Below are 19055 nucleotides of genomic sequence, written 5' to 3'. Positions count from 1 at the left end.
CGGAGACTGCCATGAAAGATGAGCGCACCCTGTCCTTCGATGAATTTGATGAAGTCGTAAATCCGCGCCCCGAGGAATGTGAATTCGACCGCGTGGTCGAACGTGCCTTGTCGCGACGTGGCTTTCTGGGGGGCGTTTTGGCCATGGGCAGCTTTACCGCAGTAGGCGGCTCGCTTCTGCCCACAGGTGCGCGCGCGTCAGCTGATCGGTTCTCGTTCGAGGCGATTCCGGTCTCAACTGCCGATGAGGTGGTCGTGCCCGCAGGCTACAAGGCCGAAGTCATGGTACGCTGGGGCGATCCGTTGTGGTCCGACGCACCTGAATTCGATCCTGCGACCCGTGGCACCGCCGCCAGCCAGGAACGCGCCTTTGGCGACAACACCGACGGTCAGGACGTTTTCTTCCATGACGGTCACGTGCTGCTGGTCGTGAACAACGAATACACCAACCGTGACATTCTGTGGGGTAACAATCCGGACGCCAAAGCGGCCTCGGACGATGACGTCGCCAAGGGCATGATGGCGCATGGTGTGACGGTGGTCGAGATTGCCAATACCGACGGCAAATGGGGCATCGTCAAGGACAGCCCGTATAACCGCCGCATCACGCCGCAGACCGATATGACCATCACCGGGCCCGCTGCGGGCCACGACCTGATGAAAACCGCCGCTGATCCGACCGGCGCGACCTCCAAAGGGACGTGGAACAACTGCGGCAACGGCATGACGCCTTGGGGCACCTATCTGGCCTGTGAAGAAAACTTCAACGGCTACTTCTCGGCGGAAGACGAAGCCCACGAAGTCAGCGCCGAGCTTAAGCGCTATGGCGTCTCGTCCAAGGATTGGGGCTATGGCTGGGCCAAGATCGACGAGCGTTTTGACGTCTCGAAGAACCCCAATGAACCGAACCGCGCCGGTTACGTTGTTGAGATCGACCCGACCGACCCGACCTCTACGCCGCGCAAGCTGACCGCTCTGGGACGTTTCAAGCATGAAAACGCCGAGTCTGTGGTCAATAATGACGGTCGCGTTGTCGTCTATATGGGCGATGATGAGCGCGGCGAGTTCCTGTACCGTTTCGTCTCGGACGGCGTTTATGCGGCGGGGGTCGATACCAACGCGCTGCTGGAAAACGGCACGCTGTCGGTTGCCAAGTTCAACGATGACGGTACCGGTGAATGGCTGGACCTGACGCCCGAGACAACCGGTTTGGCCTCGCAAGCTGAGGTCAGCATCCACACCCGCCAGGGCGCGTCTGCTGTTGGCGCGACCACCATGGACCGCCCCGAATGGGTGGCCGCCAACCCGAACGTGGCCGAGGTCTATTGCTGTCTGACCAACAACAAGAACCGGGGCGTTAAGCCGAATGCCGGTGGGGATGACACCTCGGTCAACGGTCCGAACCCGCGCGAGGCCAACAACTATGGCCAAATCGTACGCTGGCGCCCCGAAGGTGGCGATCATACTGCGTCCGGTTTTGCCTGGGATCTGTATGTGCTGGCGGGCAACCCGAATGTCCATCAAGACACCTATGGCGGGTCGGACAACGTCAATGCCGAGAACATGTTCAACTCACCCGATGGTCTGAAGTTTGACAGCAACGGCCTGCTGTGGATCCAGACCGACGGCAACTATGGCAACGAAGGTGATTTCGAAGGTCAGGGCAACAACCAGATGCTGGCAGGTGACCCGGTCACCGGCGAAATCCGTCGCTTCCTGGTCGGCCCGAATGAGTGCGAGATCACCGGCCTCAGCTGGTCGCCGGATCGCCGCACCATGTTCGTGGGCGTCCAGCACCCCGGTGAGGACGGCAACAGCCACTGGCCCGAAGGCGGCGATGCGGTGCCACGCTCGGCCATCATCGCGGTCACACGCGACGATGGTGGCTTGGTCGGCTAGGGCCAAAAACGCCCTTAAAAACAAGCCCCGGACGGTGTTACTGCCCGGGGTTTTTGCTTGTGTTGAGCCATCCTCATACAAGCGTTGAAAGTTTTGATATCTGGTTTTCTGTGAATCCCGGCTAAAACCACTGTACACCGTCATAGGCAAAAAGGTCGCTTGGAAGGCGCTGGGTGTCGAAAACCGACCTCCTTAGCCCAATATAGACGTTTAGAACCGCCCCATTGGTTAGGAGGAATCACAGCTATGCCTGACGTCACCATCGTGTACTGGCGCGACATTCCCGCTCAGGTCATCGTCGGCAAAGGCCGTCGTGGCGCAAAGCGGCAGTTGGAAGAACGGTTTGAACAGGCCATCGACCGCGCCGCCATGAAGGTGAATGCCAAGGACAGTGATGCCTACCTGGCCGAATGGCGTAAAGCCGAGCCTTTCGCGGTTGAGGGCGACCCGTCCGAGATTGCCGAAGCGCAGGCTGTGCGTCTGGAAACGGAATACGATCAGGACCGCATCAAGGCACTGATCGCGAATGACGGTTGGGCATGAGCCCGAAATCTATATGGGAGGCCGCAATGGCTTTGCTGAACTTCAAGAAACGTGATGCCGCCGAAAACGGCCCTGTAAACCCGACCGTCGAAGCCTTTCTGCAGGGCTACTCGATTGAGGTAATGCCTCGCACCGCCGAAAAGGTCGAAGATTTCCGCGTGCTGCTGCCCGAAGGCACCCGTGTCTACATCGCCCATATCGAGGGCACGCCGATCGAAGACATGGTGAAAACCGCCAAGCGAATCGCCGCCGAAGGTTACACGGTCATGCCGCACTTCCCAGCGCGTATCATCAAGGATGCCGCGACGCTGGAGAACTGGATCTCGATGTATCAGGGCGAAGCGGGCGTTGATCAGGCGCTGCTGCTGGCTGGCGGCGTGGCCAAGCCCCATGGTGATTTCGACAGCTCGATGCAACTGTTGGAGTCCGGCCTGTTCGACAAAGCCGGTTTCAAGCGCCTGCACGTTGCTGGTCACCCCGAGGGCAACAAGGACATTGACCCGGACGGCTCGACCAAGAATGTCGACGACGCGCTGCGCTGGAAACAAAAATTCAGCGAAACCACCGACGCCGAGATGGCTCTGGCAACTCAGTTCGCGTTCGACGCAAAGCCGATCATCGAATGGGCGAACGGCCTGAAAGAGGCGGGGATCGACATCCCGGTTCACATCGGCATCGCAGGCCCTGCCAAGTTGCAGACCCTGATCAAGTTCGCCATCGCTTGTGGCGTTGGCCCGTCGCTGAAAGTTCTGCAAAAGCGCGCCATGGATGTCTCCAAGCTGCTGCTGCCTTATGAGCCGAATGATGTGATCACCGAGCTGGCCGAATACAAAGCGGCGAACCCGGATTTCAACATCACCAACGTACACTTCTTCCCCCTTGGCGGTATCAAAACCAACGCCAACTGGGCTATCAACAACGGCGGCGCTTCGGCGAAGCCTGCCAACGCTTAAGGAACGGACATGACCCGTACAGTCGTAGAATCAAAAACAAAAACCGCCGTTCTGGGCTTTGACGAACCGTTCTGCGTGATTGGTGAGCGGATCAACCCCACAGGCCGCAAAAAACTAGCCGCTGAGCTAGAAGCGGGCGACTTTTCGACCGTTGAGAAAGACGCCCTGGCTCAGGTCGCTGCAGGCGCGACCGTTCTGGATATCAACGCAGGCGTTGTCTACAATTCGAACCCCAACCCGAACGAGACCGAGCCGCCGCTGATGCGCCAGATCGTTGAACTGGTTCAGGGTTTGGTTGACGTCCCGCTCTGCATCGACTCGTCGGTTCCTGGCGCGCTGGAGGCCGGTCTGGAGGCGGCTGAAGGCCGTCCGCTGCTGAACTCGGTCACCGGCGAAGAAGAGCGTCTGGAGCTGGTTCTGCCACTGGTCAAGAAGTACAACGTTCCGGTTGTTGCGATCTCGAACGACGATACCGGCATCTCTGAAGATCCCGATGTGCGGTTCGACGTGGCCAAGAAGATCGTAGAGCGTGCCGCCGATTTCGGCATCCCGGCGCATGACATCGTTGTTGACCCGCTGGTTATGCCGATCGGTGCAATGGCAACTGCTGGCCAGCAGGTCTTCGCTCTGGTCCGCCGTCTGCGTGAGGAACTGGGTGTGAACACCACGTGTGGTGCGTCCAACATCTCGTTCGGTCTGCCGAACCGCCACGGCATCAACAACGCCTTCCTGCCGATGGCGATGGGTGCTGGCATGACCTCTGCGATCATGAACCCGGTTGCTCTGCCGACGACGCAGAAGAAAATCGCCGAGAAGAAAGAGGCCGTTGCCGCCGCCGGTATCATCCTGCCCGAAGGCATGGACGATGAGGCCTTTGTTCAGATGTTCGGTCTGGGCTCGACCCAGCCGCGTGCCGGCAAGGAAATGGAGGCCATACGTGCCGCCAACCTGCTGACCAACAACGACCCGCACGGCGGCGCATGGATCAAGTTCAACAAATCGCCTGAAGAAGCGGCTGCGGCGGGTGGAGCAGGCGGTCGTCGCGGCGGTGGCCGTCGTCGTCGCGCTTGATTTTTTGAGCTATCAGATCAAAGGCCGGGCCCTGCGCCCGGCCTTTTTCGTTTGACCCTGATCAATGCAACAAACGTGATATCGTTGAGACTGGGGCGGTCCTTTCCGCAACGATCAGGTGCTTTCATGTCCAAACATCACCCTCCAAAACTGGCCGACGCAGACCTGAGTGAGAAGTTGGGCAAGAAGGACTATTTCGACAAGCTGATCGATCTGCAGGCGAAACTAGCACGTATTCAGCAAGCTTTTCTCTTCCATGGAACCAAGGGCGTAATCGTCTTTGAAGGTTGGGATGCCGCTGGCAAAGGTGGCACGATCCGCCGTATCAGCCAGGCGCTTGATCCGCGCAGTTTCAAAGTCTGGCCGATCGGCGCGCCGCGCAACTACTATCTCAACCGCCACTATCTGCTGCGGTTCTGGGAGCGCCTGCCGCCCGAAGGTGCAATCTCGGCCTTTGACCGCAGTTGGTACGGGCGTGTTCTGGTGGAACGGATCGAGAAATTCACACCGGAGAAACGGTGGCGGGCGGGATATCGAGAGATCAACGATTTCGAGCGCATGCTCGTTGATGACGGCACCCGGATCGTAAAGCTGTTCTTTCATATTTCACAAGACGAACAGATGGCACGTTTCACAGAACGCCTGCGCAACCCGTTGAAACGCTGGAAGCTAACTTATGAGGATTTCCGCAATCGCGAGCGTTGGGACGAAGCCGGGATCGCCGTCGATGAGATGCTGGCGCGTACGTCAACGGCGATTGCACCGTGGCACGTTATTCCGGCTAACAACAAAAAATCTGCGAGAATCAAGGCAATGCAAACCATCGTTGATGCGTTCTCAAAGGACATAGATCTAAACCCACAGCATTTGGACAAACGAACTTTGGACGCAGCTTGCGAGGCTTTGGATGTTGACCAATCATTGATCGACTCTCTGCGGGCAAGGACAGAGTAATCCATAAACCTCACCGAAAGGCGCTTGCAGTTCCTCAGGTGGCGATGGTATCTCAAACCTCGCGGCGGGTATGATGTAATGGTAGCCTGTCAGCTTCCCAAGCTGAACGCGCGGGTTCGATTCCCGCTACCCGCTCCAACTTCAATTTCTATTGTGAACGGCGCGCTTGCAGCAGGTTGATCGCGGCCGGGACACGCGTTCCTTCCGAAGTGAGGTACTCCTCGAACTGTAGCACAACAGTATCGACGATCGCGCGCACATCCTCTTCGGTGCCGTTGAAATGCGCGATCACACGCGCAGCAGGACCCACACGGGTGCAGAGCAGGGCTGCATCTTCGACCGATAGTGGTCCGTTTAGCACCAGCGAAACCGTCGTGACCTGAACATCAACCAGCCCCGCATCGCGCATCAGGCCAGCGACTCTGTCCTTGTCATGGAAGGCGAGCGGCCCAGGGGCATTCCGGTCAACTTTAGGCGGCTGACCCAACCGCGCTGCGGCAGCGATATGCGGGGTTTTGAACCAAGGGTTGTCAGACAGACCGCCCCAAGCGGCAAAGGTCATCTGCGCACCGGGCTTCAGGGCGCGAGCCATGTTGGCGAAGGCGACGGTCGGGTCGGCAAAGAACATGACGCCGAACCTTGAGATCATCGCGTCAATATCGCCCCGCGAAAGCTCTGTGGTCTGAGCGTCGGCGTATTGAAACGAAAGGTTGCCCAGACCAGCATTGCTGGCCCGCTGGCGCGCGCGCTCTAGAAACTGTTCCGATATGTCGATGCCGCGTACCGCACCCTCAGCCCCAACAAGCTGCGCAGCGGCCAGCGCAGATGCGCCAGTGCCACAGCCGATATCAAGAATCCGCATGCCCCGTGATAGACCAGATCGTTTCAGGACCAGTTCCAGGACGGGCTTAAACAAGGTGTCCAGCTGATCTTCAAAGGTCAGCCAGCGGGCACCCATTTCAGACTTACCCCAGAAGTCTTCCTGATCACCATTGATGTTCAGCATCGCAGCCCCCTTTTTAGGGGAACTATGACCTCCGGCGGCGACGGCGGCCAGTCTTTTCCTCTTCGCCGCCACCGGTGTTGAAGGACGGTGCGGGCAGGGTGACGACCTGTGCGAGTTCCGGGAACGGGTCGGTTTTATGCGGGATCGCGTTGGCGGCGACGAAGTGGTCCTGGAACTTCGGCTCGATGGCGGTCTCGATCTTGGTGATCTCGCGCACCACACGCTCGATCTCGGCGCGCGATCCGATGTTGCACAGGGCAATCCGGGCGCCGGTGCCAGCCGCGTTGCCCGCGCTGGAGACCTTGTCGAGCGGCGCATCCGGGATCATGCCCAGAACCATCGCGTGTTTGGTCGAGATATGTGCGCCAAAGGCCCCGGCCAGAACCACGCGATCCACGCGGTCGACCTCCATCTCGTCCATCAACAGGCGCGCACCGGCATAAAGCGCCGATTTCGCCAGTTGGATGGCCCGGATATCACCTTGGGTGACGGTGATCCGAGGGCCACCTTCCGCGCTGGAATCATGGACCAGATAGGCGTGTGTGCGCCCTTCGGGAACGCAGCGGGGCGTGCCGGTTTGCTCGGCCGATCCGATCAGGCCGCTTTCGTCCAACAGGCCAGCGATGCGCATCTCGGCCACCGCCTCGATGATGCCAGAGCCGCAGATGCCGGTGATGCCAGTGGTGGCGATGTCCTGATCAAAGCCGTCCTCATCGGACCATTTCTCGGATCCGATCACGCGGAAGCGGGGTTCCTTGGTGACGGGGTCAATCTCGATCCGCTCAATCGCACCAGGGGCGGCGCGTTGGCCAGAACTGATCTGCGCGCCTTCAAAGGCAGGCCCTGTGGGCGATGAGCAGGCCAGAACGCGGCCTGTGTTGCCCAGCAGGATTTCGGCATTGGTGCCCACGTCCACGATCAGCACCAGATCTTCGGATTTGCCGGGCTCTTCCGACAGGGCAACGGCGGCACAGTCGGCACCCACGTGACCGGCGATACAGGGCAGGATGTAGATCTGCGCGCGCGGGTTCATCGTGGTCAGGTCCATCTCACGCGCGGGCAGGGACATGCTTTCCGAGGTCGCCAGCGCAAATGGAGCTTGTCCCAACTCGACCGGGTCCAGACCCAGCAGCAAGTGGTGCATGACCGGGTTACAAACGAAAACTGTCTCGACGATCAGGCTGGCGTCAATGCCCGCTTCTTCAGCGATCGAGGTGGTCAGGTCATTGATCGCCTCACGCACGGCTTTGGTCATCTCCTGATCGCCGCCGGGGTTCATCATGGCGTAGGAGACGCGGCTCATGAGGTCTTCGCCGAAGCGGATCTGAGGGTTCATCAGGCCCGAGGATGCCTTGACCTCGCCTGTCTCCAGATCGGTCAGATGCGCCGCAACCGTGGTTGAACCGAGGTCAATGGCCAGACCATAAAGCCCGCCTTCGTGCAGGCCGGGCCAGATTTCGACGATGCGGGCCACCGTGTCCTTGTGACCTTTGTGAACGGCGACCGTGACCTCCCATTTCCCTTTGCGCAGGACCGGTTGCAGCTTCGACATCAGGGACAGATCTGCGGTGACGGCCTCGATCTTCCACTGCTCGCGCAGGGCGCGTTCCAGACGTTCCAGATCGCCGGTGGGCGAGTGCATTTCGGGTTCCTCGACTACGACGAAATATAGCCGCGTGGCCGGGTCCATGGTGATAGCGCGCGCCGCTGCGGCCTTGCGGACAACCTGGCGGTGGACCTGGCTTTCGGGCGGCACGTCGATCACCACATCGCCCTGAACCGAGGCCTGACAGCCCAAACGACGGCCGGGTTTCAGGCCGCGTTTGTCGTCATAGCGCTGCTCAACCGCGTTCCATTCACTCAACGCGTCTTCCGAGACGGTAACGCCGTGCTTGGGGAACTCGCCGTAGCTAGGCGTGATCTGACATTTCGAGCAGATGCCGCGCCCTCCGCAAACCGAATCCAGATCGACGCCCAGCTGTCGGGCGGCGGTCAGAATCGGGGTGCCAACGGGAAAGTGCCCGCGTTTGCCCGAGGGGGTAAAGACGACAAGGGGGTCGGTGGTCATGGTCGGCCTGCCTAAATTGTGTTCGCGCGTATGCAGGGGAAGATATGAGTTTATTCACAAAGGGAAAGCCCCGACAGCGGCACGTTTTGTACAACGAGCGTCGTTTTGTGACGTGCTATTCCCCCCCAAGGGTAAACAACTTAGGTTCTGGGGCTTTTCCTTCGGGTCAATCCATGCAATAGGGTCACCGCCAAACGGGCTTTTGCATGGGGTTTGATGATGCAGATTCGTGAGGCACTTACCTTTGACGACGTACTTCTTGTTCCGGGCGCATCTTCAGTGCTGCCGGCAACGGCGGATACGACGACGCGCGTGACGCGTCAGATTTCCATGAACATCCCGCTGCTCAGCTCGGCCATGGATACTGTGACCGAGGCGCGTATGGCCATTGCCATGGCGCAGGCCGGTGGAATCGGTGTGATCCACAAGAACCTCTCGGTCGAGGAACAGGCCCGCGAGGTACGCCGGGTGAAGCGGTTCGAATCGGGCATCGTCTACAACCCAGTGACGCTACGCGCCGATCAGACGCTCGCAGACGCGCAGGCGTTGGTGCAGCGCTACAACTTCACCGGCTTTCCGGTCGTGGATGAGCAGGGCCGCGTTGTCGGCATCGTGACCAACCGGGACATGCGCTTCGCCACGTCGGATGATACGCCGATCAAGGCCATGATGACATCGGACAATCTGGCGATGCTGCAAGAGCCCGCCGATCTGGAAGAGGCCAAATCGCTGATGCGCGCCCGCCGGATCGAAAAACTGCTGGTCGTTGATGGCGAAGGCAAGCTGACCGGTCTTTTGACCCTGAAAGACACGGAACAAGCCGTTCTGAACCCGACAGCCTGCAAGGACCACCTTGGCCGTTTGCGCGTTGCCGCCGCGACCTCGGTCGGGGATGCAGGGTTTGAGCGTTCGGAACTGCTGGTCGACTCGGGGGTCGATATCATCGTCGTCGATACCGCGCATGGCCATTCCGAAGGTGTTCTGGAGGCGGTCAAGCGCGCCAAAACGCTGTCGAACGAAGTTCAGATCATTGCGGGCAACGTCGCTACCGCCGATGCTACTAAAGCGCTGATTGATGCGGGCGCGGATGCGATCAAGGTTGGTATCGGGCCGGGCTCGATCTGTACCACTCGGATGGTGGCCGGTGTCGGCGTGCCTCAGCTGACGGCGATCATGGACTGCGCTTCAGCCGCCGGAGATGTTCCGGTGATTGCCGATGGAGGCATCAAGTTCTCGGGTGATTTCGCCAAGGCCATCGCGGCGGGTGCGTCTTGTGCCATGGTCGGATCGATGATCGCAGGTACCGATGAAAGCCCGGGTGAGGTGATCCTGTATCAGGGTCGTTCGTTCAAATCCTATCGCGGCATGGGCAGCTTGGGCGCCATGGCGCGCGGTTCGGCGGATCGCTATTTTCAGAAGGATGCCGCCAATGACAAGCTGGTACCGGAAGGGATCGAAGGGCAGGTGCCCTATAAAGGCTCTGCCGGAGCGGTTGTTCACCAACTGGTCGGCGGTCTGCGCGCGGCCATGGGCTATACCGGCTGCGCCACAGTCGAAGAGATGCGCAAGAACTGCAATTTCGTCAAAATCACCGGGGCGGGTCTGAAAGAAAGCCACGTGCATGACGTGCAGATCACGCGTGAAAGCCCGAACTACCGGATCATGTGATCTGGTGACCTATTGCAGGCGGCGCCCCGACGCGGGCGCCGTTTTGCGTTCCTGGAAAACCCTACGGAGGGAAAGATGACCCCGGCAGCCCGCGTTCAGGCCTCGATAGAGATCCTTGACCAAATTCTGGACGGCGCGCCCGGTGAAAAAGCCCTGACTGGGTGGGCGCGGCGCAGCCGGTTCGCAGGTTCCAAGGATCGCGCGGCTGTGCGGGATCACGTTTTTTCGGCCTTGCGCTGCAAACGGTCCTTTTCGGCACTTGGAGGGGCTGAGACAGGTCGGGGCTTGATGATCGGAGCGCTGCGTGCTGCAGGGCAAGTGCCGGACGCTCTGTTCACCGGCGAACGCCACGCGCCTGCGCCGATTGAAGCCTCTGAGCAGGGTCGGGATTTCCTGTCACTGGCCGAGCAGTTTGATATTCCAGACTGGCTCTGGCCCCGGTTTTCTGCGTCTTTGGGGGATGCGGCGAGTGAAGCCGCAGCGGCGCTGCAAAGCAGAGCTCCGGTGCATCTGCGGGTCAATTTGCACAAAACAGACGTGGAACGCGCGGCCCTTGCTTTGGCGGCTGAGGGTATTCAAACTGAACTTCATCCAGCCTGCGACACGGCTCTTACCGTGATTGACGGCGCACGCAAGGTTGCGCAAAGCCGGGCTTATCTGGAGGGTCTGGTCGAGCTACAGGATGCGGCCAGTCAGGCGGTTGTGGCAGCTTTGCCCCTCAAGCCTGGTTTGCGCGTTCTTGATTATTGTGCCGGCGGTGGCGGGAAATCACTGGCCCTCGCGGCCCATCGTGGGGTCGAAGTGTTTGCACATGACATCAACCCGAAGCGCATGCAGGACCTGCCGAACCGCGCCGACCGCGCGGGCGTCAAAGTGACCTGCCTTGAGACCGCGGAACTGGCCCGTTTCGCGCCCTTTGACATCGTTCTAGTCGATGCGCCCTGTTCGGGCAGCGGCTCGTGGAGGCGCGCTCCGGCCGGGAAATGGGCTCTGACCGAAGAGCGTTTGATCGAATTGACCAAGCTGCAACGCGCGATCCTAGGTGAGGTCGCGGCACTGGTTCATCCCAAAGGTCTTCTCGCCTATGCAACCTGTTCGATGCTTCAGGACGAAAACGCGCAGGTTGTCGAAAGCTTTGTGTCGGAGAACCCCGATTGGACAGCGACGCTGCAACGGAATTGGCTTGTAACGGATGGCGTCGACGGGTTTTTCACGGCGCATCTGATAAGATAGGCACCAACCCAAACAACTACAGGTAGTTTTCTTGACCCCTTAACTCTGTTAAGCGGGCATTAACTATTTTGGATCGTTATTGCTCTTAGAAAAGCTACCCGGGTCGTTCATGTCCGATTCTGCATATTCGTTCTCCGATCCCCGCTCGCGGAGAACGCCGTCTGTTGTACGCGTTTTGGCGCTGGTTGGACTGGCCGCTCTTTTATACGTGGCGCCATATACGGGCCGGGTGCCTGCGGACTGGACGCAGGGCATGATTCTCGTAGGAGTCTCGGTCCTGTTTGCGACTCTCTGGATTCTGATCGGGGGCCTCTTTGCCGACAAAGCTGCTCATCAAACCCTAGATGTACTGGCGGCTTTTGTAGATCACGACTATAGCGCAAGCGTTATTGCCGATGAAGAGGGCACTGTTCTGGTCGCCAACCCAACTGCGCGCGAACAGTTGAGAGCCAGCCCGGAGGCAACACTGCCCGAGGTGCTGCGCTCGGTCTTCGCCAACCCGTCGAGCCTGCTTTTGAGACTGCAGACACTGGCTCAATCAAATGGCTCAGCGGAGGAGGATATCATAACAGTTGGCGAGAATGTCCCGGTTTCGGTTGTTCGATTGGGAGACCATCTGTTCTGCTGGCGGTTCAAACTTGGTCACCAAGGGCAGTGGGACAAAATCGCCCTTCCCGTACTGACCATCGGTCGGGGTGGGCGCCTGTTACACCTTAATACCGCCGCAAGGGCTTTTTTTGGCACGGTACCGGGTTCGATTGACAATATCTTTCCGGACGGATTGCCACATGATGGTCAAATCTGCTCGGTCCCTGCTTATGAGGGGGAAAGGCGCGTCGCGGTCACTGGCGTATCGGCGTCGGGGGCGGAACGGCACCTTGTTTTGATGCCGGTTTCTCAGCCTGTCCAACCCGAGCATGGATCCTCACTTGCCGAACTGCCCGTCCCGATCATTTGCATGACGCCCGAGGGGACCATACTGCAGGCAAACCAGATGGCGTTGGCTCTCTTGGGTGATCTCTGCCTAAACGAGACCAATATCGACCAGATCCTGCAGGGGCTGAACCATCCAATTCTCGAGTGGCTGGCGCAAACGGCATCAGGCGAGGATTCCGCCCGATCGGAATTTCAGCGACTGACCCGCGATGACAAAGAGCTATTTGTTCAAGTCACTTTGGACCGTGTTCAGATCGACGGGAAAACCCATCTTATAGCGGTCCTGAACGATGCGACCGAGCTAAAAACGCTTGAGGCGCAGTTTGTTCAGGGGCAGAAGATGCAGGCTGTCGGCCAGTTGGCTGGTGGGGTTGCGCATGACTTCAACAACCTTTTAACCGCGATATCCGGTCATTGCGATCTGCTGCTACTGCGCCATGATCAAAACGATCCCAACTATGGTGACCTCGTTCAAATCAATCAGAATGCCAATCGCGCGGCGGCTCTGGTCAGCCAGCTTCTGGCCTTTTCGCGCAAACAGACCTTGCGGCCCGAGGTTCTGGATGTGCGCGACACCATCTCGGACCTCATCCACCTGTTGAACCGGTTGGTCGGTGAGAAAGTGCAACTGACGCTAAGCCATGATCCTGTCCTCAAGCCTGTGCGCGCGGACAAGCGGCAGTTGGAGCAGGTGTTGATGAACCTCGTCGTCAACGCGCGCGATGCAATGCCAGAGGGCGGTGAGATTCGCATCGAAACCGAAGTGCTGAGCCTCACCGAGCCCTTGCGCCGCGACCGGGCCACCGTACCACCCGGCGATTACATGACCGTCAAGGTGATCGACAGCGGCGTCGGTATTCCCGCCGACAAACTGCAAAAGGTGTTCGAGCCGTTCTACACGACTAAGCGAACGGGCGAGGGCACAGGTCTTGGCCTTTCCACCGTTTACGGGATCGTCAAACAGACGGGTGGATTCATCTTTGTCGACAGCGTTGTTGGTCGCGGCACCGAGTTCTCACTGCTCCTCCCAGTTTGCGTCGAAGCGAAACCCGCCGAGGTGCAGACCGAAGATGTGCCGGACTCTAAAACGGCGCGCCAAGGCGAGGGCGTGGTGCTACTGGTCGAAGACGAAGCGCCGGTACGCGCCTTCGCGACCCGCGCTTTGCGCCTGAAGGGCTATACGGTGCTCGAGGCCGAGTCCGCCGAGGACGCCCTGACCTTGCTGGAAGATGTCAAACTGAACGTGGATGTGTTCGTAACCGATGTGGTCATGCCCGGAATGGACGGCCCGACTTGGGTTGCCAAGGCCATGGAGACGCGGCCGGATGTCCGAGTCGTGTTTGTCTCGGGTTATACTGAGGGCGCGTTTGGCGACTCGGGCCCTCAGGTTCCGAATTCGACCTTTTTGCCAAAGCCCTTCTCTTTGACCCAACTGACCGAGGCAGTGTTTCAGCAGATGAATTGACGGCTATTGCGCCGCCTCATAGACCGCAAAATCGGCCTTAGAATGCTTGCGGAATGCAGCTTCGGTTGCAGAAGACAGAGTTGTTTCTGCGGGCGGTGAGACGTTCTCGCTTTGTAGTGTGAAATCGAAATTCAACCGGCTTTGCAAGAATTCGACGATTCTGTCCTGATGGTCGTATTTGAAAACATGGCTGGCCCCGACACCGTTGTTGCGGGTGCGGAAGAACTGGCTCTGACTGCCGACATTGGCAAATTCGGGCTGTGGGGTCTGCATATAGGCCTGTACGAAGGCGTCAAAGCTGAGATCCCGCGTCGAATGCGGATGCCCAATGCGATCTTCGCGCCGACGAAACCTGTACCAGCTGCCCAGCCAGTCGATGGGTTCGCGGACAACGGCCATGATCTCCATCTCGGTGTCGTACATTTTGCGGAACATGTTCTGAATAAAACGGTCATATCGGCGCACCGGCGCGTGTTTCAGCTCAGGCGGATGGGTGATCACAAGGTCCGCGCGAGTACGCAATGCAGAGTGATATGCGGTGCTTCCGGTTTTGGGAACAGATAAAAACGCAAGGCGTTCTTTATAGAAAACAAGCATTTAGTGGTCCCATGTCGATCTTTGATAAGATGGCAGATTGGCGTAAACGGATCTTTAACACAATTGTCCAAGAATAAGTTCTGTAAGTTTTAGTTGAAATGTTCTCTTTTTGGTCCCATAAGGAACAAGAGGCGAACAAAGCAGCGATTGCCGCCCGGCAAAGGGTGTGACAAAAGGGAAGGCGACAGGACTATGGCGGATCTTCTGACGATGAGCGACAAGAAAAACGCGGACAAGCAAAAGGCGCTCGATAGCGCGCTGGCCCAGATCGAACGGCAATTCGGTAAAGGCTCGATCATGAAGCTGGGCGAGGATGCCAAGCAGGATATCGAGGCGAGCTCGACCGGGTCTCTGGGTCTGGATATCGCTCTGGGAATCGGCGGTCTGCCGATGGGCCGGATTGTTGAGATTTACGGACCCGAAAGCTCGGGTAAGACCACACTGACTCTGCATTGTATTGCCGAACAGCAAAAACGCGGCGGTGTCTGTGCATTTGTCGACGCAGAACATGCGCTGGACCCGCAATATGCCCGTAAGCTGGGCGTTGATCTGGATGAGCTGCTGATCTCGCAGCCCGATACCGGCGAACAGGCGCTTGAGATCACCGACACGCTGGTCCGGTCTGGCGCGGTGAACATGGTCGTGGTCGACTCGGTGGCGGCGCTGACGCCGAAATCCGAATTGGAAGGCGACATGGGCGACAGCAACGTCGGCGTTCAGGCCCGTCTGATGAGTCAGGCGATGCGCAAACTGACCGGCTCGATCAGCCGTTCGAATTGCATGGTAATCTTCATCAACCAGATTCGGATGAAGATCGGCGTGATGTTTGGCAGCCCGGAAACTACAACGGGTGGTAACGCGCTGAAATTCTACAGCTCGGTTCGTCTGGACATTCGCCGTATCGGCGCGATCAAGGATCGAGATGAAGTGGTCGGTAACCAGACCCGTGTCAAAGTCGTTAAGAACAAGGTGGCCCCTCCGTTCAAACAGGTGGAATTTGACATCATGTACGGCGAAGGCATCTCGAAAATGGGTGAGCTGCTGGATCTTGGCGTCAAGGCCGGTGTGGTCGAGAAGTCGGGTTCGTGGTTCAGCTACGGGGACGAACGGATCGGGCAGGGTCGCGAAAACGCCAAGCAGTATCTGCGCGATCACTCTCGGATCGCTTTGGATATCGAGGACAAGATCCGCGCGGCCCATGGTCTGGACTTCGACATGCCGCCCGGAGCGGCCGAGGATGACGATATCCTCGAGGCCTAAGGAACGCGCGAGAGGGAACACCAGAAATCTCCCGGCGCTCCGACAGTGCTGAGAATAACTTAAAAAGGGCGGTCCGTCGGGGCCGCCTTGTTTCGTTTGGAAGGTCAATGCTGTGGACACTCTGCAGGCACGGCGATAAACCTGCGCAGACCATTATGATTGCGCGCTGAGAGAGCCCCATGCCAACGTTGAACGACATCCGATCGACCTTTCTGAACTACTTTGCCAAGCAGGGGCACGAAGTGGTGGCGTCCAGCCCTCTGGTGCCGCGCAATGATCCGACTTTGATGTTCGTGAACTCGGGCATGGTGCAGTTCAAGAACCTGTTCACCGGTGTCGAAACCCGCGACTATCAGCGTGCAACCACCGCGCAGAAGTGTGTGCGAGCTGGCGGCAAGCATAATGACCTCGACAATGTGGGCTATACGGCGCGCCACCACACCTTCTTTGAGATGCTGGGGAACTTTTCCTTCGGTGACTATTTCAAGCACGACGCGATTCCCTTCGCGTGGGAGTTGATCACCAAGGAATTCGGCATCGACAAAAACCGTCTGCTGACCACGGTCTATCACACCGACGACGAAGCCTTTGAAATCTGGAAGAAAGTCGGCGTTCCTGAAGATCGCATCATCCGCATCGCGACCAGCGACAATTTCTGGCAGATGGGGCCGACCGGACCCTGCGGGCCATGTACCGAAATTTTTTATGACCACGGCGATCACATCTGGGGCGGCCCTCCGGGATCGGCCGATGAAGATGGCGACCGGTTCATCGAAATTTGGAATATCGTTTTCATGCAGAACGAGCAGTTCGAGGACGGCTCGATGGTGGAACTCGACATGCAGTCGATCGACACCGGCATGGGGCTGGAGCGGATCGGCGCGCTGTTGCAGGGAAGCCATGACAACTACGACACCGACCTGTTCAAAACACTAATAGAGGCCTCGGCGGACGCGACCGGCGTTGATCCTTATGGCGATCAGAACGTCCACCACCGCGTGATCGCAGACCACCTACGGTCTACTTCATTCCTGATTGCCGATGGCGTGATGCCCAGCAATGACGGGCGTGGCTATGTTCTGCGCCGGATCATGCGCCGCGCCATGCGTCATGCGCATCTTTTGGGCGCGAAGGATCCGGTGATGCACCGGCTGGTGCCCTCACTCGTACAGCTGATGGGCGCTCAATACTCGGAACTGGGGCAGGCGCAGGCGTTGATCGAAGAGACTCTGCTGCTGGAAGAAACGCGGTTCAAACAAACGCTGGATCGCGGCCTGAAACTGTTGGATGACGAGGTAGCCAGCCTGCCCGAAGGCGCGGCCCTGTCCGGAGATGCGGCGTTCAAGCTCTATGACACCTATGGGTTCCCACTCGATTTGACCCAGGATGCCCTGCGGGAAAAAGGCCGGACCGTCGATACTGACGGGTTCGATGCGGCCATGGCAGAGCAGAAGGCGAAGGCCCGCGCAGCATGGGCCGGGTCGGGCGAAGCTGCGGATCAGGCGGTCTGGTTTGACGTGGCCGACAGCGCTGGCGCGACCGATTTCCTGGGCTACGACACTGAAAAGGCTGAGGCTCAGATTGCAGCGCTGATCGTCGATGGCGCTCTGGTCGACAAGATCGAACAGGGTGGCAGTGGCTGGGTCGTCGTGAACCAAACACCGTTCTATGGCGAGGCTGGTGGTCAGGTCGGCGACAGTGGTGAGCTACGCCGCCTCGATGCGCGCGAAGAAATTGCGCGCGTTGAAGACACCAAGAAATTCGCCGATGGCAAAGTCTATGCACATAAGGTGACCGTGGATCATGGCACCCTATCCAAAGGTGACGCGGTTGAGCTAGAAGTGGATCATGCGCGCCGTTCGGCCATTCGTTCCAACCATTCTGCCACGCACCTTTTGCACGAAGCTCTACGAGAGACTTTGGGCAATCACGTAGCACAGCGGGGTTCTTTGAATGCCTCGGATCGTTTGCGGTTCGATTTCAGCCATTCCAAGGCCCTGACGCTGGAGGAAATCCAAAAGGTCGAGCGTGAGGTGAACGATTTCATCCGCCAGAACTCGAGCGTAGAAACCCGGATCATGACGCCGGATGACGCACGTGAACTGGGTGCTCAGGCTTTGTTTGGTGAGAAATACGGCGACGAAGTTCGCGTTGTTTCGATGGGTAAGGCGCCGACCGGCAAGGGCCAGGATGGCGAGACTTGGTCGATTGAACTTTGCGGTGGCACGCATGTCCGCCAAACTGGCGATATCGGCACGTTCGTTGTACTGGGCGACAGTGCAAGCAGTGCAGGTGTCCGGCGGATTGAGGCGCTCACGGGCGATGAAGCCTTCCGCTATCTGTCCGCGCAAGATCACCGCTTGGCACAGGTCGCGTTAGAGTTGAAAGCGCAGCCGGATGACGTGGTGGCCCGCGTGAAATCGCTGCTGGATGAGCGGAAAGCCTTGCAGAACGAAGTCGCGCAACTGCGCCGGGATCTCGCTATGGCAGGCGGAGCCGGGCAGGGCGCCGGCGCGGAAGCCACCGAGGTCAATGGCGTCAAGTTCCTGGCCCAGACACTCAGCGGTGTGTCCGGCAAGGATCTTCCGGCCTTGATTGACGAACACAAAAGCCGGCTGGGATCTGGCGCGGTTCTGTTGATCGCGGATACAGGCGGCAAAGCGGCCGTCGCGGCCGGGGTCACTGCGGACCTGACCGATACGGTTTCTGCGGTTGATCTGGTCAAAGCCGCCGTGGTGGAACTGGGCGGCAAGGGCGGCGGTGGTCGACCGGATATGGCCCAAGGTGGCGGCAAGGACGCGAGTAACGCAGATGCGGCGATCAAAGCCGCCGAACAGGTATTGGAGGGATAAATGGCTGCTCTTTGGATCGCGCATGTCACGGTGACTGACGCCGAAGCCTATGGAAAATACGCCAAGCTGGCGGGACCTGCAATCGCTCAGCATGGCGGAGAGTTCATCGCGCGTGCGGCGCGTTATGTTCAGCTAGAGGGGAAAGAGCGTCCGCGCAATGTGGTCGCGCGGTTCCCCTCGGTTGAGGCCGCGGTCGAGTGCTATAATTCTGCAGCCTACCAAGAAGCGCTCGATCATGCCCGCGGGGCAAGCGAGCGTGAATTGGTCGTTGTTGAAATCACCGACTGAGAATCGCTGGTTCAACCGGGTCGGGTTGCCGGTCTGGGCGAATATCAGCACATGAAACACAGCGCGGCTTCCCTTTCTTTCTTGGAGGCCTCGGATATTCACAAAGTTCTTTAAAACAACGTGTTGAGGCGTTTTCGCAATACGACCTATTCACAAATGTGGCGGATTACCCTCAATTCTTGCTCGAAATTGCCGCGGATTGTGACGAATTTCCGCCTTTTTTACCCCTGATCTTCAACATTGATTGCGTCAACAGAGCCAGT

The 19055-nt window shown here is 58.8% G+C and carries 14 protein-coding genes and 1 tRNA gene; 12 read left to right on the top strand and 3 right to left on the bottom strand.

The window, feature by feature from the left end:
- Positions 1 to 11 precede the first annotated feature (11 nt).
- The 6 genes from ACXAH8_RS03530 to ACXAH8_RS03505 all read left to right on the top strand — a co-directional run bounded on the left by ACXAH8_RS03530 (position 12) and on the right by ACXAH8_RS03505 (position 5557).
- Positions 12 to 1898, top strand: a complete 1887-nt coding sequence (locus ACXAH8_RS03530) for a PhoX family protein (RefSeq protein WP_475216072.1) — start codon at positions 12 to 14, stop codon at positions 1896 to 1898.
- A 246-nt stretch (positions 1899 to 2144) separates the two neighbouring features.
- Positions 2145 to 2441: a virulence factor gene (locus ACXAH8_RS03525; RefSeq protein ID WP_170373668.1), complete on the top strand. Its 297-nt coding sequence runs from the start codon at positions 2145 to 2147 to the stop codon at positions 2439 to 2441.
- A 26-nt stretch (positions 2442 to 2467) separates the two neighbouring features.
- Positions 2468 to 3394 (top strand): methylenetetrahydrofolate reductase, encoded by a 927-nt coding sequence (locus ACXAH8_RS03520; RefSeq protein ID WP_475216069.1) that lies wholly within the window; start codon positions 2468 to 2470, stop codon positions 3392 to 3394.
- A gap of 9 nt (positions 3395 to 3403) precedes the next feature.
- The gene (locus ACXAH8_RS03515) at positions 3404 to 4465 is read left to right on the top strand and encodes a methyltetrahydrofolate cobalamin methyltransferase (protein WP_170373670.1); all 1062 of its coding nucleotides are present in this window, start codon (positions 3404 to 3406) and stop codon (positions 4463 to 4465) included.
- Positions 4466 to 4591: 126 nt separating this feature from the next.
- Positions 4592 to 5419, top strand: a complete 828-nt coding sequence (locus ACXAH8_RS03510; protein WP_170373671.1) for a polyphosphate kinase — start codon at positions 4592 to 4594, stop codon at positions 5417 to 5419.
- Between the two features lie 64 nt (positions 5420 to 5483).
- A tRNA-Gly gene (locus ACXAH8_RS03505) sits at positions 5484 to 5557 on the top strand.
- 10 nt (positions 5558 to 5567) lie between these two features.
- Here ACXAH8_RS03505 and ACXAH8_RS03500 read toward each other — a convergent pair.
- Both ACXAH8_RS03500 and ACXAH8_RS03495 read right to left on the bottom strand, forming a co-directional pair.
- Complete coding sequence (locus ACXAH8_RS03500) at positions 5568 to 6425, bottom strand: class I SAM-dependent methyltransferase (protein WP_475216067.1); 858 nt, start codon at positions 6423 to 6425, stop codon at positions 5568 to 5570.
- Positions 6426 to 6447: 22 nt separating this feature from the next.
- The gene (locus ACXAH8_RS03495; protein WP_475216065.1) at positions 6448 to 8493 is read right to left on the bottom strand and encodes an ASKHA domain-containing protein; all 2046 of its coding nucleotides are present in this window, start codon (positions 8491 to 8493) and stop codon (positions 6448 to 6450) included.
- Between the two features lie 219 nt (positions 8494 to 8712).
- Between ACXAH8_RS03495 and guaB the strand changes: the two genes are divergently transcribed.
- The 3 genes from guaB to ACXAH8_RS03480 all read left to right on the top strand — a co-directional run bounded on the left by guaB (position 8713) and on the right by ACXAH8_RS03480 (position 13795).
- Positions 8713 to 10161, top strand: a complete 1449-nt coding sequence (guaB, locus tag ACXAH8_RS03490) for an IMP dehydrogenase (protein ID WP_170459273.1) — start codon at positions 8713 to 8715, stop codon at positions 10159 to 10161.
- A 75-nt stretch (positions 10162 to 10236) separates the two neighbouring features.
- The gene (locus tag ACXAH8_RS03485) at positions 10237 to 11394 is read left to right on the top strand and encodes an RsmB/NOP family class I SAM-dependent RNA methyltransferase (RefSeq protein WP_475216062.1); all 1158 of its coding nucleotides are present in this window, start codon (positions 10237 to 10239) and stop codon (positions 11392 to 11394) included.
- A 253-nt stretch (positions 11395 to 11647) separates the two neighbouring features.
- Positions 11648 to 13795 (top strand): ATP-binding protein, encoded by a 2148-nt coding sequence (locus ACXAH8_RS03480; protein ID WP_475216059.1) that lies wholly within the window; start codon positions 11648 to 11650, stop codon positions 13793 to 13795.
- 3 nt (positions 13796 to 13798) lie between these two features.
- Here ACXAH8_RS03480 and ACXAH8_RS03475 read toward each other — a convergent pair whose 3' ends face one another.
- Complete coding sequence (locus tag ACXAH8_RS03475) at positions 13799 to 14392, bottom strand: sulfotransferase family protein (protein WP_475216057.1); 594 nt, start codon at positions 14390 to 14392, stop codon at positions 13799 to 13801.
- A 192-nt stretch (positions 14393 to 14584) separates the two neighbouring features.
- Between ACXAH8_RS03475 and recA the strand changes: the two genes are divergently transcribed.
- The 3 genes from recA to ACXAH8_RS03460 all read left to right on the top strand — a co-directional run bounded on the left by recA (position 14585) and on the right by ACXAH8_RS03460 (position 18792).
- Positions 14585 to 15652, top strand: a complete 1068-nt coding sequence (gene recA / locus ACXAH8_RS03470; RefSeq protein WP_170373677.1) for a recombinase RecA — start codon at positions 14585 to 14587, stop codon at positions 15650 to 15652.
- Between the two features lie 179 nt (positions 15653 to 15831).
- Complete coding sequence (alaS, locus tag ACXAH8_RS03465) at positions 15832 to 18504, top strand: alanine--tRNA ligase (RefSeq protein ID WP_475216052.1); 2673 nt, start codon at positions 15832 to 15834, stop codon at positions 18502 to 18504.
- Complete coding sequence (locus tag ACXAH8_RS03460) at positions 18505 to 18792, top strand: DUF1330 domain-containing protein (RefSeq protein ID WP_475216050.1); 288 nt, start codon at positions 18505 to 18507, stop codon at positions 18790 to 18792. It abuts the gene before it with no gap.
- The last annotated feature ends 263 nt before the right edge of the window (positions 18793 to 19055 follow it).

The organism is Ruegeria sp. ABV3_008, from assembly GCF_056161185.1.
This window is presented reverse-complemented; position numbering and strand designations above follow the sequence as displayed.

Bases quoted from the DNA above. Each gene is read 5' to 3' on its own strand.
- ACXAH8_RS03475 (WP_475216057.1), bottom strand. From the start codon at position 14,392: ATGCTTGTTTTCTATAAAGAACGCCTTGCGTTTTTATCTGTTCCCAAA.
- ACXAH8_RS03495 (WP_475216065.1), bottom strand. From the start codon at position 8,493: ATGACCACCGACCCCCTTGTCGTCTTTACCCCCTCGGGCAAACGCGGG.
- guaB (WP_170459273.1), top strand. From the start codon at position 8,713: ATGCAGATTCGTGAGGCACTTACCTTTGACGACGTACTTCTTGTTCCG.
- ACXAH8_RS03480 (WP_475216059.1), top strand. From the start codon at position 11,648: ATGATTCTCGTAGGAGTCTCGGTCCTGTTTGCGACTCTCTGGATTCTG.
- ACXAH8_RS03460 (WP_475216050.1), top strand. From the start codon at position 18,505: ATGGCTGCTCTTTGGATCGCGCATGTCACGGTGACTGACGCCGAAGCC.
- recA (WP_170373677.1), top strand. From the start codon at position 14,585: ATGGCGGATCTTCTGACGATGAGCGACAAGAAAAACGCGGACAAGCAA.
- ACXAH8_RS03485 (WP_475216062.1), top strand. From the start codon at position 10,237: ATGACCCCGGCAGCCCGCGTTCAGGCCTCGATAGAGATCCTTGACCAA.
- ACXAH8_RS03530 (WP_475216072.1), top strand. From the start codon at position 12: ATGAAAGATGAGCGCACCCTGTCCTTCGATGAATTTGATGAAGTCGTA.
- ACXAH8_RS03525 (WP_170373668.1), top strand. From the start codon at position 2,145: ATGCCTGACGTCACCATCGTGTACTGGCGCGACATTCCCGCTCAGGTC.
- ACXAH8_RS03515 (WP_170373670.1), top strand. From the start codon at position 3,404: ATGACCCGTACAGTCGTAGAATCAAAAACAAAAACCGCCGTTCTGGGC.
- ACXAH8_RS03510 (WP_170373671.1), top strand. From the start codon at position 4,592: ATGTCCAAACATCACCCTCCAAAACTGGCCGACGCAGACCTGAGTGAG.
- ACXAH8_RS03520 (WP_475216069.1), top strand. From the start codon at position 2,468: ATGGCTTTGCTGAACTTCAAGAAACGTGATGCCGCCGAAAACGGCCCT.
- alaS (WP_475216052.1), top strand. From the start codon at position 15,832: ATGCCAACGTTGAACGACATCCGATCGACCTTTCTGAACTACTTTGCC.
- ACXAH8_RS03500 (WP_475216067.1), bottom strand. From the start codon at position 6,425: ATGCTGAACATCAATGGTGATCAGGAAGACTTCTGGGGTAAGTCTGAA.